This window comes from Paraburkholderia sp. FW306-2-2C-D06C, from assembly GCF_058781505.1.
The window spans coordinates 30224-46610 of record NZ_JBYSWU010000038.1 but is presented as its reverse complement, the minus strand read 5'-3'; the positions used below and the strand labels follow the sequence as shown (position 1 = coordinate 46610).

The following is a 16387-nucleotide window of genomic DNA, read 5'->3' as shown; positions in this document are numbered from 1 at the left end:
GTTGCCGGCGTGCGCTTCGTGAGGCGAGCGTTACGGCTTTGCCGCGGCGTCGTCTTCGCGGAACAGTTTGTCCGCGAGGTGGAATGCCGAATTGGCTGCCGGCACGCCGCAATAGATCGCGGTTTGCAGCAGCACTTCCTTGATCTGCTCGCGCGTGACGCCGTTGTTCTTCGCGGCGCGCAAATGCAACGCAAGCTCTTCGCTGCGATTGAGCGCGACCATCATCGCGATCGTCAGCAAACTGCGCGTATGACGCGGCAAGCCTTCACGCGTCCAGATTTCGCCCCACGCGTAGCGGGTGATCAGGTTCTGGAATTCTTCAGTCAGCTCCGTGCGGTTGGCGAGCGAGCGGTCGACGTGCGCATCGCCCAGCACCGCGCGGCGCACGCCGAGTCCGGCTTCGTAGCGGTCTTCGTCGTTCATCGCGGCCCCGTCAGGAAGTCGAGCACGGTCTTCGTGAAGGCGTCCATTTGCTCGATGTTGGAAATGTGCGCGGCGTCCAGCTCCACGTAACGCGCACCCGGAATCGCCGCCGCCAATGCGCGGCCTTGTTCCGGCGTGGCGGCCAGATCGTGCGTGCCGCTGATCACCAGCGCCGGCACCTTGATGCCGGGCGCTTCGGGGCGCAGATCGGTGGCGTCGATCGCGTCGCAATTCGACGCATAGCCTTCCTTATCAGTGTGCACGAATACATCGCGAATCATCGCGAAGACGACCGGCTCGCGCTCAATGAAGTCAGCGGTGAACCAGCGCGGCAAGACCGCATCCGCCAGCGCGAGCATGCCTTCGGCGCGTGCACGCGCCGCGCGCGGCACCCATACTTCGGGCGAACCGATGCGAGCGGCGGTGTTGCTCAGCACGACACGCTCGAGACGATTCGCGTGACGCGCGGCCAGTGCGACGCCGGTCAGGCCGCCCATCGACACGCCGCAGAAATTCGCGCGCGCGATCTTCAGCGTATCCATCAGGCCGAGCACGTCGCCGGTGAGTTGTTCGATCGTGTAAGGACCCTTCGGCGCTTCCGAGTGGCCGTGACCGCGCGTGTCGTAGCGCAGCACGCGGAAGTGTCTGGACAGCGCCGCGACTTGCGGCGTCCACATCGACAGATCGCTGCCGAGCGAATTCGACAACACGATCCACGGCGCGTTGCCGTGACGGTCACCATCGATCCGATAGTGAAGTTCGGTGCCGTTGACTGCGGCGTAAGGCATGCCGGTTACTCCCTGGAGGTGGCGCGCTTGGCGCGCGTGGAATGAAGCGCCAGCACGGCGTCCACATAAGCGTGCGCCTGACCGACGTATTGAGCGGGGTCGAGCAGCTTCTGCAAGCGCTCGGGCGGAAGATGTTCGGTGACGGCGCGGTCGGCCGAGAGGACCTCGAAGAGCGTCTGTCCGTCGCGGATCGCCGCCTTCGACGCACGCTCGACCAGATGATGCGCATCGAGCCGGCCAATGCTGTCGCCGAGCGCGAGCATCACCGCTTCGCCCAGAATCAGGCCGTGCGTGACGTCGAGATTCGCCGCAAGACGCGGCACGTTGACGTTCAGACCCGCGGCGATCTGTTCGATGTTGGCGAGCGCGCCGCCCGCGAGACGCGCGAGATCCGGCAACGCGTCCCATTCGGCTTGCCAGCCGCCGAGCGCGCGTTCGTGTTCCTGCACCATGCCGGCGAACACCGTGGCGACCAGCCCGGGCGCGCGGGTCGCGGCGGTCAGCACCGCCGCGCAGCCGACCGGGTTGCGCTTGTGCGGCATCGTCGACGAACCGCCCTTGCCTGCCGCGGCCGGCTCGGCCAGTTCGTCGATCTCGGTTTGCATCTGCAACGAGATATCGCGTGCGATTTTGCCGAGCGTGCCGATCAGCATGCCGAACAGCGACGCTGTTTCAGCGATGCGATCGCGTTGCGTGTGCCACGGCAAAGTGGGCACGGCGAGTTCGAGTTCCTGCGCGAGTGTTTGCGTGACTTGCGGGGCGGCGTCGCGCAAGCTGGCGAGCGTGCCTGCCGCACCGCCGAATTGCAGCACCAGCACGCGCGGACGCAGTGCGTCGAGCCGCTCGCGATGGCGCAGCAGCGCGTCGAGCCACTGCGCGAATTTCAGACCGAGGGTGATCGGCAGCGCCTGCTGCAGCCACGTGCGGCCGATCATCGGCGTCGCGCGATGCGCGACGCCGAGCGCCGCCACCGCGTCGCAGGTGGCTTGCAGGCCACGGTCCAGCAAATCGAAGCTGTCGCGCAGTTGCAGCACGGTCGCCGTATCGATGATGTCCTGGCTCGTCGCGCCCCAATGGACGTACTTCGACGCTTCGGCATCCGCGGCTTTCACGCGCGCGGTGAGTTGCTTGACGAGCGGAATCGCGAGGTTGCCGCCGAGCGCCGCGTCGCGCGCGAGCGCGTCGGCGTCGAGCTGATCGGCGTGGCAGGCCGCTTCGATCGCGGCCACCGCGCCTGGCGGAATCACGTTATGCGCGGCCGATGCCCGGGCGAGCGCCGCTTCGACGTCGAGCATCCGTTGCAGCGTGGCACGCGGCGCCCAGATGTCGTTCATCGGCTGCGTGCCGCAAAGGAGACCGGTCAGACGGGTGCTGGAGTCGAGCATGATGGGCGATGATCGAGGGAATCGAAAGTGAAGGTTTTAGCGTGGCTTTCAGCGCGCGGCGAGACGCGTCTGATGGACAGTAGACAGCGTACCGCCCACGGCGTTGCGGAGTATTGTGCGCCGAACCCGGCCAGAACGTCATTCGCGACATCGTGTCACGCGCACGATGCGTGCCTCATGCGCGTTGATGTGACGGTGTGACGTTCGGGCGCCTTTCGGTAGCGCTTTGGCCATGCGCTTTGGCCATTCATCGGCCGCGCGTTCGCTTCGGGTCAGGCCGCGCGCGCCGCCTGGGTGCCGTCGATCAGCGGCACGCCGGTCAGTTTGTGCAGCGCGTCGAAGTCGATGTCCGAGAAGATCTCGCGGACCACGAGGCCTTCGCCGGTGACGTCGATCATCGCGAGGTCGGTGTAGATGCGATTGACGCAGCCCACGCCCGTCACCGGGTACGTGCATTCGGCGGCGATCTTGCTTTCGCCCTGCTTGGTCAGGTGCTCCATCATCACGTAGACCTGCTTCGCGCCGATTGCCAGATCCATTGCGCCGCCGACGGCCGGAATCGCGTCGGGCGCGCCGGTGTGCCAGTTCGCCAGATCGCCCTTCGCCGACACCTGGAAAGCGCCGAGCACGCAGAAATCCAGGTGGCCGCCGCGCATCATCGCGAACGAATCCGCGTGATGGAAGTAGGCGCCGCCCGTCCGCAGCGTGACGTGCTGCTTGCCGGCGTTGATCAGTTCGTCGTCTTCCTCGCCGGGAGCGGGCGCGGGGCCCATGCCGAGCAGACCGTTTTCGCTGTGCAGGAAAATTTCCTTGTCGGCGGCGAGGTGGTTGGCCACCAGCGTCGGCACGCCGATGCCGAGGTTCACATAGGCGCCTTCAGGGATATCCAGCGCAACGCGCCTGGCCATTTCATCGCGGGTCAGTTTCTTCATGTCGGTCTCCGGGTCAGGCGGCGGTGGCGGCTGCGTTTTGATGGGCCGCTTGCGGCACTTCGATCACGCGTTGCACAAAGATGCCGGGAGTGACGATCACTTCCGGATCGAGCGCGCCGAGCGGCACCACTTCCGACACCTGGACGATCGCGGTTTTGGCCGCGCTAGCCATGATCGGTCCGAAGTTGCGGGCCGTCTTGCGATAGACGAGGTTGCCCCAGCGATCGCCCTTGTGCGCCTTGATCAGCGCGAAGTCCGCGTGCAGCGGCGACTCGAGCACGTAGTGCTTGCCGTCGATCAGGCGGGTTTCCTTGCCTTCGGCGAGTTTGGTGCCGTAGCCGGTCGGCGTGAAAAATCCGCCGATGCCTGCGCCCGCAGCGCGAATACGCTCGGCGAGGTTGCCTTGCGGCACCAGTTCGAGTTCGATTTCACCGGCTCGATAGAGCGCGTCGAACACATACGAATCGGTTTGGCGCGGGAATGAGCAGATGATTTTGCGCACGCGTTTGGCTTTGAGCAGCGCCGCGAGGCCGATGTCGCCGTTGCCGGCGTTGTTGTTGACGATGGTGAGTTCGCGCGCGCCTTGTTCGATGAGCGCGTCGATCAGTTCGGACGGCATGCCGGCCGTGCCGAAGCCGCCGATCATGACGGTGGCGCCGTCGTGGACGTCGGCGACCGCCGCTTGAAGTGACTCGAAAATCTTGTTGATCATGTCGAATTTCCTTTTGGGGCGCTGCGCACCGATCGGCTTTTGCCTTTGCAGGCAGGGGCGTTTGCGGGACGGTCTCCGGGCCTTTTTGCCCGGCTGTGCTTGCCGGGTTGAAGTACTCGTTCATCGCCTTGAGTTTGTTCGCTATGTGAACGTTGATTCGATTAGCGAACGTTGCAGCAGATTATGGTTGCCCTTCGGGCGGGTTGTCAAGGCAGGGGATTCCATGATGATAGGGCGTTGTTCGCGCAGCGGTCTGGTTTAAAAAGCCCGACCTCAGGCTTACCCCACTATCCAGATCACCAATTAACCCCCTACCCTCTATCCAGATACCGAATACCTCTCACAGCGCCGCAGGCAAAAGAAAATGCCGGACCTAGATCTAGACCTCAACCTGATCCCCTATCTGGTAGCCATGGAAGACACTCGCAATGTCAGCCGCGCTGCGGAGCAGCTAGGCGTCAGCCAGCCGCGCGTCAGCACCGCACTAGGCCGCCTGCGGGAATACTTCGACGACCCGCTTTTCGTGCGCACGTCCCGCGGTATGGAGCCCACGCCGCGAGCGCTGGCGATCCTGCCCGCTGCCCGCGACGCGCTCCTGCGCATCGAAAAAGGCATGCTCGACGCGCAAGACTTCGACCCCGTGACCAGCACCCACACCTTCTCCATCGCGCTCTCCGACGTCGGCGAAATCGTCTTCCTGCCGCGTCTGCTGCAACTCTTCGCCGAACGCGCGCCCAACGCCAACCTGCGCTCGGTGTCGCTCTCGCCCTCGCATGTCGAACGCGGACTCGAATCGGGCGACGTCGATCTGGCCGTCGGCTATTTCCCCGATCTGTCGGGAAACAACTTCTTTCAGCAACGGCTCTTCACCCATCGATTCATCTGCCTGATGCGCACGGGTCATCCGCTCTCGAAAGCGCCGCTCACGCTGCCCCAGTTTGTGGCGTCAGGCCACGCGGTGGTCCGCGCCGAAGGACGCAGCCAGGAAGTCCTCGAGAAATACCTGGAAAAGAAACGCATCAAGCGCCGTGCCGTGCTGGAAACGCCGCACTTCATGAGCCTGCCGTTCATCCTCGCGCGCACCGATCTGCTCGCGACCGTGCCGCACGCAATCGGTTTCGCGTACGTGTCGGAGCACGCGTCGATCACGCTGGTCGAGCCGCCGCTGCCGCTGCCGCGCTTCGATCTGCGGCAGCACTGGCATCGCAAGTTTCATAACGATCCGCGCGCGAGCTGGCTGCGCGGCGTGGTCGCCGAACTCTTCAACGACGATAAGGACGAGTGGCCGAAATAGCCGCGCACCCCGACAGCGAAAAGGGACATCAGCACGACCCGGCGCAAAACATGGAACAATGGCCGCACTCATTGAACCCGCGCGCTCCATCGAGCGTCGACGCGCGATCCCAAAGGAGCGACGGATGACCAGCAGCAAGGCAAAGAAAACCAAACCCGCAGCCGCGCCGGAACGCCCTAGCCGCGAGGAAGCCGAAGCAGCCGTACGCGTGCTGCTGCGTTGGGCCGGCGACGATCCGCAGCGCGAGGGCCTCATCGATACACCGGCGCGCGTGGTGCGCTCCTATGAGGAGTTTTTCGCGGGCTATCTGACCGATCCGCGCGAGCTCCTCGTCCGCACTTTCTCCGAAGTGGACGGCTACGACGAAATGATCGTGCTGAAAGATATCCGCTTCGAAAGCTATTGCGAACATCACATGGTGCCGATCATCGGCCGCGCACACGTCGCCTATCTGCCGGGGCATCGGGTGGTCGGCATCTCGAAGCTGGCGCGTCTCGTCGATGCGTTCGCCAAGCGCCTGCAGATTCAGGAAAAGATGACGGTGCAGATCGCCGACACATTGAATGACGTGCTGCAACCGGAGGGCGTCGGCGTGATTCTGGAAGCCGCGCATCAATGCATGTCGACACGCGGTGTGCATAAGGCCGGCGTCACGATGGTCACCTCGCGCATGCTCGGCGCGTTCCGTACCGATCCGTCGACACGTCGTGAGTTTCTGGCGATCGTCGGCAATCCGGGGGTGATCTCGGTTGCCAATACATAAGCAATGGTACCGGCAAACAGCGACGCAACGCGCCCATCACCGGCGCACCTCGTCACCGCGATCGCCCTCGCGAATCTTGCCTTGCGAGACACTGCTGCCCGGCGGCACGCTATGCGTGAGCCACACATTGCCGCCGATCACCGAGCCGCGCCCGATCGTCACACGGCCGAGAATCGTCGCGCCGGCGTAGATCACCACGTCGTCCTCAACAATCGGATGGCGCGCGTTGCCCTTGACCAGCATGCCGTCGAGATCGGCGGCAAAGCTCTTCGCGCCGAGCGTCACCGCCTGATACAAGCGCACACGTTCGCCGATGATCGCGGTCTCGCCGATCACGACGCCCGTGCCGTGGTCGATAAAAAAGCTCGGCCCGATGGTCGCGCCAGGGTGAATGTCGATGCCGGTTGCCGAATGCGCGATCTCGTTGATGAAGCGCGCCAGCAGCGGCACGCCGAGCCGATGCAGCGCGTGCGCGAGACGGTGATGCGTCATTGCCCACACGCCCGGATAACACAGCAGAATTTCGGTGATGTGCTGTGCCGCCGGATCGCCGGTGAAGGCGGCCTGAATATCGCTGACCAGCAACGCGCGAATGCCCGCCAGCTGCGTGCCGAATTCGCGCGCGACATTGAACGCGCGTTCTTTCAATTCCGCCTCGGGCGTCTCGCCGAATTCGGGCAGAAAGCGCAGTGCCCGGCGAATCTGTTCCGCGAGCAATCGCAAGGTGCTTTCAAGTGTATGGCCGACGTAGTAATCGACGGTTTCGTCGGTCAGATCGGGGGCACCGTAGTGCGTGGGAAACAGCGCCGCGCGCAGGCCGGCGACAATGTCGACCACTGCATCGCGCGACGGCAGCTCGCGAATGCCGAGCGGATGACGCGTGCGATGCAACTCTTCGCGCGACGCGCGCAGGTCCGCGACGATCTGTTCGAGACCCCAGTTCTGGGAAGGCACGTTAGGCATAAGAGGACAGCGCCGTGCCTGGGCACGGTTCAGAGTGATTATGCCGAGAGATTACCGCGTTTTTCCGCGGTTCGCGCGCCGCGCCGCGGGGCGGTCTGGCGCGCGGTACGCCGCCGCTCGATGCGATTCAGATGGTGACGCTGCTCGCATCGATCCAGCGCACCGCCCAGTCGCGTGCGTGCGCGATGGCGGCGGCTTCGTCGGGAAAGCGCAGATCGGTGGGAAAAAAACGGTTGGCGACCAGCTCGCCGTCGCTCGAACGGGAGATGACCACATAGGGTTGCCAACTGCCATCGCCCGCGCGCGCCGGCGCGCAATTCAGCAAGTAGCCGCGATGTGTGAATGCAGCATCGAAGTGCATGTGTCACCCGCCCTGACGGCCCCGTAAGGTGTTTTGAGTTGGGCGCAGCCGTTCGATGCCCGCCGTGTTGGAACAGCCAGGCAAATGTCGTCGATTTCACCGCGCGCCGCTCGCCGGAGTAAGATCATACTCTGTAGACAATACGCGTTCATTAAAAAAAACGAAAAGAATCCCGGACGCAATCGCCAGGTGAAAGACCCCTTCCGCGTAGCCGCCACTCAATCGCGGCGCAAGCGGAACGCAAGCAGGCGTTATGCTTTACGGAACGGGTTTTGCTGTTACTTCAACCATGTCCTCTTCAACGGAGAAAGCATGATGAACAGCACCGATATCAGCAAGCAGGCAGACGCGGCCAAGCTGCCCGGCGCCGTTCGCCCGAGCACGGCGGAATTGCACAACGACCGCACACACGACAGCACCGTCGACACCGACGGCAAGAATCGCGAGGCGGCACGCATCGCGAACCACAGCCCGATCGCTGTCGACGAGATCATCGGCAGCAATGCGACCCTCTGCAACAGCATGCCCGAGTCGCCCGACGGCATGGCCGGCTTCGACAGCCGCGTCGGCGGCAATCATCTGCTGCTGGCGCTCGAACCGGGCTACATCGTGATCGACAAAGGCATGGTCGAGCCACAAACCGCCTATTCGCAGGATCATCAATTCGACGACCCGCGCCCGGTCGGCAGCCGAGGCGAATCCGGCCGCACTCATTACGCCGTTAATCATCTGCGGCCTACGCGCGTGATTGAATTACTTCGGGCGAGATAATTCATTCCCGCTTTGCGCATGGTTTACCCATACGTTTGAATCGAGCCGCCCGGGCTTATTAATCAAGGAAATCTTAAACGCACGCCGTTTGAAAGACGGTGTGCGCTTTGCGTCTGGATTAGAAACCCCAGGTTGCAGGACCTGTACTCGATAGAGGCTTTTTCCGCTCGCCTGACGCCGACACAATCGGCTGTACATTTACCCCAAACGGAGCAGCAGATGAAGAAGATCGTGGTGATAGGTGCAACCGGTACCGTCGGCCAGGCCGTGGCAGCAGCGCTGAAGGCGCGCCATGAAGTAATCGAAGTGGGCGCGACGCGCGGCCAGTATCGCGTCGACAGCACCGACCCGGCGAGCATCGAGCGGCTCTTTCGCGAGATCGGCAAAGTGGATGGCGTCGTCACAACCACCGGCAAGCTGCATTTCGGCCCGCTGCCGGACATGAGCATCGAACAGTTCTGGGTCGGGCTGCGCGACAAGCTGATGGGGCAGATCAACGTGGTGCTGACCGCCCAGCCATACGTCAACGACGGCGGCTCGTTCACGCTGACGAGCGGGATCGTCGGCGAGGAGCCGATTCGCGAAGGCGCGAATGCAACCACCGTCAATATGGCTTTGGAAGGTTTCGTGCGCGGCGCGGCGATCGAACTGCCGCGCGGCATCCGCATCAACGTGGTGAGCCCGACGGTGCTGACGGAATCGCTCGACGCTTTCGCGCCCTACTTCCGCGGCTTCGAACCCGTGACTGCCCAGCGCGCCGCGTTGGCCTATCTGCGCAGCGTCGAAGGCGCGCAGACAGGGCGCGTCTATCGCGTCGGCTATTGATGCGGTTTTGAACGGCGCCGGTCGCACGGCGTGGACGTAGGCCCCAGGTCAGCGCTTCTGTTCCTTCACGCGCGACACGATCTGCGTCGGGCTGACGAATTGCAGCGCGATCAGCACCCAGATCAGCGTGATCGCCATGTAGATCATCGCCATCGCGTCGATCGACTGCGGCGCGCGCACGCCGGTTGAAAATACAGCGTAGTACAACGCGACCACCAGCGTTTGCGTCGCGGGGCCGGCCGTAAAAAAAGTCAGCTCGAACATGCCGATGGTCCGCACCAGCACGAGCAGGCCGGCCGCCAGCATGCCCGGCACCAGCAAGGGCAGCAGCACGTAGCGGAAATAGCGGAAAGTGTTGGCGCCGAAAATGCGCGCCGCCGCTTCCAGATCCGGATCGATCTGTTCGATGAACGGCGTCATCACGAGGATCACGAACGGCAACGCAGGCACGAGATTCGCGAGGATCACGCCGCCGAGCGTGCCGGCGAGGCCGACCTTGTACATCACGGTCGCCAGGGGAATGCCATACGTGACGGGGGGCACCATCAGCGGCAACAGGAAGATCAGCATCGCGAAGCGTTTGCCGGGAAACTGCACGCGTGCAAGCGCATAGGCCGCGGGCACGCCGAGCAACACCGACAGCAGCACCACCGCGCCGACCACTTCCACGGTGACCCACAATACGCTCGCCAACTGAAAGTCGTTCCACGCCTGCGCATACCAATGCAGCGTGAAGCCTTGCGGCAACAAGGTGCCGAACCAGCGCGTCGCCACCGAGTTGACCGCGACCGTCGCGATCAGCAACACCACGTTGACGAGGAAGAACACCATCGCGCCCCACACCAGCACGCGCCACGCACGGCCCGGCAAACTGTCGCGCTGCCTGATGCGCTTGCTGGGTCGGTGGGCGCCGTGGTCGTGGCCGTGATCCTGGCCATTTGATGCGGACGCGGCCCACGAAGGATGCGGCGCATGGTGATCGGTGGCCATCAGCCTTTGCCTCCCGTCACCGGACCGCGGTAGAAAAAACGGCGCGCGCCGAGCATCGCGGCGACCACCAGCAATTGCACGAAGCCCATCACCATCGCGATCGCGGAGGCGAGCGAATAGTCGTAGCTTTCGAACGCGGCTTCGGCAGCGGCGATCGACATGACACGCGTCGGGCCGGCTGGCGCACCGAGCAGCACCGCCGATGGAAACACCGAAAACGCCTGCACGAAAGACAAGCACGCGGCCATCGTCAGACCGGGCACCAGCAGCGGCAGATAGATGCGGAGAAACTGCTGCCACGGACTCGCGCCGAGCGTGGCCGCGGCGCTTGCCAGCGTCGGATCGATACCCGTTATGTACGACAGCGTGAGCAGAAACGCGAACGGAAAGCCTGACACGATCAGCGAGATCAGCACCCCCCAGAAGTTATGCGTGAGACGCACTTCACTGGTGTAGAGATGCAGGCCTTGCAAGGCTTGCGGAAACCAGCCGTTCGGGCCGAAGTACGTGAGCATGCCGTCGGCGATCAGCACGGTGCCGAGCGTGACCGGAATCACCAGCAGCGTCGTGACGAATTTCCGATAGGGCGAATTGCGGCGCAGCGCGAACGCCACCGGAACCGACACGCCGACATTGACGAGCGTCGCGGGCACCGCAAGCTTCAAGGTGACGATGATGGTCGGCCACATCGAAGTATCGGTGAAGAACGCCAGATAGTTGGCCCACAGGCCGCCGCCGTTCGTCGGCCGGAACGACAGCGCCAGACCATATGCAAATGGATAGATGAACAACGCGGCGATAAAGATCAAAGCTGGCGCGACCAGCCACGCTTTGGTGTCGCGCGGCGCAAGCGGTGGCGGCAGCGTAGCCGTGTTCACGGCGCTTCTCCGTCATAGACGAGCGTGCGTGACGGCGGCACGCGCAAGCTGATTCGCTCGTCTTGCTCGAACTCGCCCGCGACGCGCGCCCACAACTCGCCGAATGCAGTCTTCACGCGCAACAGCGAATCGTGGCCGCCGTATTCGACCGTGCTCACCAGGGCGTCGAACGCGTTTTCCGCGCCCGGCTCCGCACATTCCATATCCTCGGGACGCAACGCGACGCTTACGCGCTTACTGTTGAAACCGGCCATCGGCATGCCGATCAGACGTACGCCGTTCGCACTGACCGCAACGCTGTCGCCTTGCATCCCCTCGAGCGTGAATTCGACCACATTGCGATAACCCATGAAGCGCGCAACATGCAGGTTCTGCGGCCGCGTATACACCTCTTTCGGCGTCGCGATCTGCTGCACCACACCCTCTTTCATCACGACGATGCGATCAGCCATCGACAGCGCCTCGTCCTGATCGTGCGTCACGTAGAGGGTCGCGCGTTCGAGCTGACTATGGATACGGCGAATTTCGGCGCGCATTTCGATGCGCAGCTTCGTATCGAGATTTGACAGCGGTTCATCCATCAGGATCAGCGGCGGTTCGATCACAATCGCTCGCGCAATCGCCACACGCTGCTGCTGACCGCCGGAGAGTTGTCCGGGGAGCTTGCGCTCATGGCCGACCAGTTGCACCAGTTGCAGCGCCTCACGCGCACGGCGTGCGATTTCACTCTTGCCGACCCCGCGCATCTTCAAACCGAAGCCGACGTTATCGAGCACCGTCATATGCGGAAACAGCGCGTAGTTCTGGAACACCATGCCGAAGCCGCGCTTTTCCGGCGGCAGCACGTCGATACGTTTGTCGTCGAGCCAGATGCCGCCGCCGCTCAACGGCTGCAAACCGGCGATGCAATTGAGCGCCGTCGATTTTCCGCAGCCCGACGGTCCCAGCAACGCAATGAACTCGCCGCGCCGGATGTCCAGATCGAGCCCCTGCAACGCCGCGATCGCATGGCCTTCCGCATTCGTGAAACTGCGGCTCACCGAATCGAGCCGCAACTGCTCAAAGTGATGCTTCATGGCGGTTTCCTGATACGAATGACGCGCGCAATCGCGACGCTCCTGACGGAGCACCTTGCGGGCTACTTTGTCTTCTGCGCGCCGACCTCGCTGTCCCACTTCCTGAATGCCGCGACCATCGCGGTCGCGTTCAGCGGCAATACATGCGGACGCTCGGCGAGCAGCTTCGCGTACTCGGGCCGCCCGTACTTCTTCAGCACATCCTGGCTATGGGCAGGCGCCTGTTCGACGCTCACGCCCTTGATCGCGGGACCTGGATAGAAATAGCCGTCGTCATAGGTCAACGCCTGCTGCGCCGGTTCGAGCATGAAATTCATCAGCTTGTAGAGCACGTCGAGCTTTTCCTTCGGCACGCCCTTCGGAATCACCATGTAGTGCGCGTCGTTCACCCACGTCATGTTGTCGAATGCCTGCACGCGAAATTCCGCCGGCACGATGCCGAGCGCGCGCGGGTTGATGTCCCATCCCGTCACCGTGACGGTCATATCGCGCGTGCCCTCGCCGAGCTCCTTCATCACCGCCGACGTGCCACCCGGATAGTAAGGAATGCAATCGTTCAGTTGCTTGAGGAAGGCCCACGTCTTGTCCCAACCGTGAATCGGGTCCTGCGGGTCTTTGTCGCCGAGCACATAGGGTAAGCCCATCAGGAACGTGCGGCCTGGACCCGAGTTCGCCGGGCGTGCGTAGATCAGCTTGTCCGGATGCGCCTTGCACCATTGCAGCAATTGCTCGGGCGTCCTGGGCGGATCGCTGACTTTGGCGGGGTTGTACTCGATCAGCGGACCGGCCGGCATATACGCGACTTCGAGGCCGAAGCCTTGCGCGAGATCCTGCATCCTGCGCGGCCCGGGCGCGTATTTGTCGAGCACGCCCGGGAATGCCGCTGCATTGTCGGGCAGCAGCTTCATCCAGAGATTCTGTTCGATGCCGGCGGCCAGTGCGTCGGTGCCGGTCAGCACGAGGTCGATGTCGGAGCGGCCCGCGGCCTGCATCGCCTTGATCTTGCCGGGCAACTGCGGCGCCGGCGCATTCGTGAACGTGAGGTTGGCGATCAGGTTCGGATACTTCGCCTTGAACGCCTCGAAGCCCTTTTGAGTGAGCTGAAGATCCCCGGCGACGTCGACGATGTTGAGCGTCACCGGATCGGCCGCGTGCGCCGCCGATGCGAAGGCGGCGCTTGCCGCGAAACATACGGACACCAGCCTGAGCGCCAATCTGCCAGAAACAGTCATTGCGTCTCCTCGCTTCTTCGTATGGAAGTCCGCCGGTCGAATGCGGTGCTGGCGGTGTCGTTCTATCACCGCAACATAGCGAAGCCCAACTGCCGATGTCAAGCAAATTATGGCGATACGGTTTTGACTACAAAACCGGCCACTTATGGCTAAAGCCTTTATTTTTCAATGATTTTTTCTGGGCAAATCAAGGGCAAACCCGAGGCCGGATAGAAACTTGAATCACCACTTGTTAGGCAACTTGAAACTCAACCCGACATTCACCCGCCCTGAATTCCCTGCGTGTTCACGTACAGCGAATACAACCCATGGCTTGCCGCCATGAACAGCCGGTTCCGATGCCGTCCGCCGAAACAGACGTTCGCGCAGCGCTCCGGCAAGGCAATGTGACCGATCGGCTCGCCTTGCGGCGTGAAGACGCGCACGCCGTCGAGTTCATCGTTGCCCATGCCCCAGCCGCACCACAGATTGCCGTGGATATCGACGCGAAAACCGTCCGGCGTGCCCGGCCCGGCATCGATCAGCACGCGGTTGTTCGACAGCGTGCCGCCATGACCATCGACATCGAACGCGCGAATCTTGCGTGGCTCGCCGCGCGATTCGACCACGTACAGCACCGACTCGTCCGGCGAGAACGCCAGACCGTTCGGCCCCAGCACGTCATCGGCGACCACCGTCACCTCGCCGGTTTGTCCATCGATGCGATAGACGCACGCGGGCAGTTCCGACTCCTGCTGCTCGCCCTCGTAGAAGCTGTCGATACCGAAGGTCGGGTCGCTGAACCAGATCGACCCGTCCGATTTCACGATCACGTCATTCGGCGAATTGAAGCGCTTGCCGCGATATCGGTCGGCGAGCACGGTCATCGAGCCGTCGTATTCGGTACGGGTCACGCGGCGCGTCAGGTGCTCGCACGTGACGAGGCGCCCCGCGCGATCGCGCGTGTTGCCGTTCGCATTATTCGACGACTGACGAAACGTCATGACCGCGCCGCTCGGCTCATCCCAGCGCAGGATGCGGTCATTGGGAATGTCGCTCCACAGCAGATAGCGGCCGTCGCCGAACCAGACCGGCCCTTCCGACCAGCGCGCGCCCTGATGCAGACATTCGACCGACGCCGACGCTAGGGTCAGCGCCTTGAAGCGCGGATCGAAGCTGCGGATGGCGGGATCGGGGTAGCGTCGGCTGTTGTCGCTCATGGTTGTGCTTTGGCTGATTGAAGTTGAAGGATGTTGGTGGAGACGGACCGAAGGAGACGGGCCGAAGCCAGCCTCGTTGCGCGCGGCGAGTGCGTCATCAATGTGACACGTCAATGCGTCATCAATACGCCGCGGACGATTGCGCGAACTGACGCTCCGACGCGAGCAATGCCTGCGCCGCGCGGCCGATCTTCGCATGATGCTCACTCGGCGTCGAACTGAGCAGCGGCAGGATCGGCCTCATATCGGCGATCTTCGAGAACGTGACCGCAATGACGCCTCAAACGGGAGCGGGATTCGACGTTCAAGGTAGCATCAGGCTCAAGTAGTTGTCAAACAACTTTAAAACCGCATGCAGCGTGCGGCGGAATTAAGCATTATTTTCTCGCCAATAGCGGATTAAGGTCGTTTTTTCCGAACTCCCGTAAGCGCAATGACTGCTCGCATGATTGAAAATATATATGTGGCCACTCGAAAGCGGTGCGGAAGCAGCGCTGCAGAAAATTACCCGTTTTATTGCTGTGCCTATAGCAATAAAACCGAAAAATCCGATATAAAGAGTAATTCGTACGTCGCTTCGCGCAAGCCGTATCACCGCCGTTTCTTTTCGAATCCAGCCAGGATTTGCGAATTAATTTTTGGTGATAGATTGTGGCGATAAAACAGCCGGACGGAAGGCCGCACGGCAATTAACCGCAACGTGTCGTTTGCGATCTGAGAGAACTCAATTGGCGCTACATTTTATCGAGCAGATGGCTCCGTTACTGAACGCCGCGGACGAAGCGGAATGGTTCGGTGCCATCGCGGGGCTTGCCGACACATGGGGCTTCGACCGCCTGTTGATCGCCATGCTGCCGCGCCCGACCATTCGCCTCGAAGACGCCTACGTGCGCAGCACCTACGCGCCGACATGGCGCCGCACGTATGACCAGCAGGGTCTCGTGCACATCGACCCCACTGTCGCGCATTGCGCGACGCGCGCGACACCGCTGATCTGGTCGCCGGACATTTTCACGACCGCCCCGCAGCAATCGATGTACGAGGAAGCCCGCTCGCACGGCTTGCGCGCAGGGGTGACGTTGCCGATCCACGGGCCAAACCAGGAGGCCGGCATGATGTGTTTCGTCAACGACAGCAATCCGTCCGACGCATTCTGGCGCCACGTCGACGTAGCACTGCCGAATCTCGTGTTATTGCGCGATCTGGTGATCGACACCAGTCAGCGCCACCTGAATACGCACACCCAGACTTTATTGCCCAAGCTCACGCCGCGCGAACGAGAATGTCTGAAATGGACCGCGCGCGGCAAATCCACCTGGGAAATCTCCCATATCCTGAACTGTTCGGAAGCCGTGGTGAACTTCCACATGAAGAATATCAGGACGAAATTCGGCGTGAATTCGCGGCGCGCGGCAGCCGTCATCGCCGCGCAACTCGGCCTTATTGACCCGGGTTGAACAAGGCAGCGGCGTCGCGGCTGTACAGCACTCGCTCGGCCCGGCCGAGATCGGCGTCGGAAACGGTCTTGGTGAAGTAAAGGCCCAGCAGGATTGCCACCGGCGCCGGGATCTCAGCGCCCGACTCAAACCGGCTGCCGCGCGACTGCGTCACGCCGAAGCGGGCCCAGAAGCGGCGCTGGCTTTCTTTTTTCTTCTTGCGGTAGGCGATGATCAGAACGCGATCCACTGCCGACGACGGTTCAGCCATGCGGGCTTGGATGCCGGTTTGCGGTTGCCAGTGATTTTCCAGAAGTTCCATGTCGTGTCTCGTCGGTTGATTACTGATGCTTATCCCG

At 62.7% G+C, this 16387-nt stretch carries 19 protein-coding genes; 5 read left to right on the top strand and 14 right to left on the bottom strand.

Annotation, left to right across the window (positions count from 1 at the left end; all coding sequences use genetic code 11):
• Nucleotides 1-30 precede the first annotated feature (30 nt).
• From pcaC to AC3WLT_RS25155, 5 genes are all read right to left on the bottom strand, one after another.
• The gene (gene pcaC, locus AC3WLT_RS25175) at nucleotides 31-423 is read right to left on the bottom strand and encodes a 4-carboxymuconolactone decarboxylase (protein ID WP_492594396.1); all 393 of its coding nucleotides are present in this window, start codon (nucleotides 421-423) and stop codon (nucleotides 31-33) included.
• On the bottom strand, nucleotides 420-1211 hold the full coding sequence (pcaD, locus tag AC3WLT_RS25170; protein WP_492594395.1) for a 3-oxoadipate enol-lactonase: 792 nt from the start codon (nucleotides 1209-1211) through the stop codon (nucleotides 420-422). Before pcaD ends, pcaC begins: the two co-directional genes overlap by 4 nt.
• A gap of 5 nt (nucleotides 1212-1216) precedes the next feature.
• Nucleotides 1217-2596 carry a 3-carboxy-cis,cis-muconate cycloisomerase gene (locus AC3WLT_RS25165; protein WP_492594394.1) on the bottom strand — a complete coding sequence of 460 codons (1380 nt, stop codon included), beginning with the start codon at nucleotides 2594-2596 and terminating at the stop codon, nucleotides 1217-1219.
• A 272-nt stretch (nucleotides 2597-2868) separates the two neighbouring features.
• On the bottom strand, nucleotides 2869-3528 hold the full coding sequence (locus AC3WLT_RS25160) for a 3-oxoacid CoA-transferase subunit B (RefSeq protein WP_492594393.1): 660 nt from the start codon (nucleotides 3526-3528) through the stop codon (nucleotides 2869-2871).
• Between the two features lie 13 nt (nucleotides 3529-3541).
• On the bottom strand, nucleotides 3542-4240 hold the full coding sequence (locus AC3WLT_RS25155; protein ID WP_492594392.1) for a 3-oxoacid CoA-transferase subunit A: 699 nt from the start codon (nucleotides 4238-4240) through the stop codon (nucleotides 3542-3544).
• A gap of 364 nt (nucleotides 4241-4604) precedes the next feature.
• Here AC3WLT_RS25155 and AC3WLT_RS25150 point away from each other — a divergent pair, with 364 nt between their 5' ends.
• Together AC3WLT_RS25150 and folE are read left to right on the top strand one after the other, a co-directional pair.
• On the top strand, nucleotides 4605-5534 hold the full coding sequence (locus AC3WLT_RS25150) for a LysR family transcriptional regulator (RefSeq protein ID WP_492594391.1): 930 nt from the start codon (nucleotides 4605-4607) through the stop codon (nucleotides 5532-5534).
• 124 nt (nucleotides 5535-5658) lie between these two features.
• A complete protein-coding gene (gene folE, locus AC3WLT_RS25145; RefSeq protein WP_492594390.1) occupies nucleotides 5659-6297 on the top strand; it encodes a GTP cyclohydrolase I FolE in 639 nt (212 codons plus the stop codon).
• Nucleotides 6298-6333: 36 nt separating this feature from the next.
• On the opposite strand, the gene epsC is transcribed toward folE, so the two are convergent.
• Both epsC and AC3WLT_RS25135 read right to left on the bottom strand, forming a co-directional pair.
• Nucleotides 6334-7260, bottom strand: a complete 927-nt coding sequence (gene epsC, locus AC3WLT_RS25140) for a serine O-acetyltransferase EpsC (RefSeq protein ID WP_492594389.1) — start codon at nucleotides 7258-7260, stop codon at nucleotides 6334-6336.
• 127 nt (nucleotides 7261-7387) lie between these two features.
• Entirely contained in the window at nucleotides 7388-7621 is a 234-nt protein-coding gene (locus AC3WLT_RS25135) for a hypothetical protein (RefSeq protein WP_013342515.1), read from the bottom strand.
• 315 nt (nucleotides 7622-7936) lie between these two features.
• Between AC3WLT_RS25135 and AC3WLT_RS25130 the strand changes: the two genes are divergently transcribed.
• Both AC3WLT_RS25130 and AC3WLT_RS25125 read left to right on the top strand, forming a co-directional pair.
• Complete coding sequence (locus AC3WLT_RS25130) at nucleotides 7937-8392, top strand: DUF3005 domain-containing protein (RefSeq protein ID WP_492594424.1); 456 nt, start codon at nucleotides 7937-7939, stop codon at nucleotides 8390-8392.
• Nucleotides 8393-8611: 219 nt separating this feature from the next.
• Nucleotides 8612-9217 carry a short chain dehydrogenase gene (locus AC3WLT_RS25125; RefSeq protein WP_492594388.1) on the top strand — a complete coding sequence of 202 codons (606 nt, stop codon included), beginning with the start codon at nucleotides 8612-8614 and terminating at the stop codon, nucleotides 9215-9217.
• A 48-nt stretch (nucleotides 9218-9265) separates the two neighbouring features.
• On the opposite strand, the gene AC3WLT_RS25120 is transcribed toward AC3WLT_RS25125, so the two are convergent.
• The 6 genes from AC3WLT_RS25120 to AC3WLT_RS25095 form a co-directional block, all read right to left on the bottom strand.
• Entirely contained in the window at nucleotides 9266-10207 is a 942-nt protein-coding gene (locus AC3WLT_RS25120; RefSeq protein WP_492594387.1) for an ABC transporter permease, read from the bottom strand.
• Nucleotides 10207-11085: an ABC transporter permease gene (locus AC3WLT_RS25115; protein ID WP_492594386.1), complete on the bottom strand. Its 879-nt coding sequence runs from the start codon at nucleotides 11083-11085 to the stop codon at nucleotides 10207-10209. The genes AC3WLT_RS25120 and AC3WLT_RS25115 overlap by 1 nt, the downstream gene beginning before the upstream one ends.
• Nucleotides 11082-12161 (bottom strand): ABC transporter ATP-binding protein, encoded by a 1080-nt coding sequence (locus tag AC3WLT_RS25110; RefSeq protein ID WP_492594385.1) that lies wholly within the window; start codon nucleotides 12159-12161, stop codon nucleotides 11082-11084. The genes AC3WLT_RS25115 and AC3WLT_RS25110 overlap by 4 nt, the downstream gene beginning before the upstream one ends.
• A 62-nt stretch (nucleotides 12162-12223) precedes the next feature.
• On the bottom strand, nucleotides 12224-13393 hold the full coding sequence (locus tag AC3WLT_RS25105; protein WP_492594384.1) for an extracellular solute-binding protein: 1170 nt from the start codon (nucleotides 13391-13393) through the stop codon (nucleotides 12224-12226).
• 260 nt (nucleotides 13394-13653) lie between these two features.
• Nucleotides 13654-14592, bottom strand: a complete 939-nt coding sequence (locus AC3WLT_RS25100; RefSeq protein WP_492594383.1) for an SMP-30/gluconolactonase/LRE family protein — start codon at nucleotides 14590-14592, stop codon at nucleotides 13654-13656.
• A 121-nt stretch (nucleotides 14593-14713) separates the two neighbouring features.
• A complete protein-coding gene (locus AC3WLT_RS25095) occupies nucleotides 14714-14836 on the bottom strand; it encodes a hypothetical protein (RefSeq protein WP_492594382.1) in 123 nt (40 codons plus the stop codon).
• A 508-nt stretch (nucleotides 14837-15344) separates the two neighbouring features.
• Here AC3WLT_RS25095 and AC3WLT_RS25090 point away from each other — a divergent pair.
• Nucleotides 15345-16049 carry a helix-turn-helix transcriptional regulator gene (locus tag AC3WLT_RS25090; RefSeq protein ID WP_492594423.1) on the top strand — a complete coding sequence of 235 codons (705 nt, stop codon included), beginning with the start codon at nucleotides 15345-15347 and terminating at the stop codon, nucleotides 16047-16049.
• Here the strand turns inward: AC3WLT_RS25090 and AC3WLT_RS25085 are convergent.
• Nucleotides 16033-16350, bottom strand: a complete 318-nt coding sequence (locus AC3WLT_RS25085; RefSeq protein WP_492594381.1) for a helix-turn-helix domain-containing protein — start codon at nucleotides 16348-16350, stop codon at nucleotides 16033-16035. The genes AC3WLT_RS25090 and AC3WLT_RS25085 overlap by 17 nt on opposite strands.
• Between the last annotated feature and the right edge of the window lie 37 nt (nucleotides 16351-16387).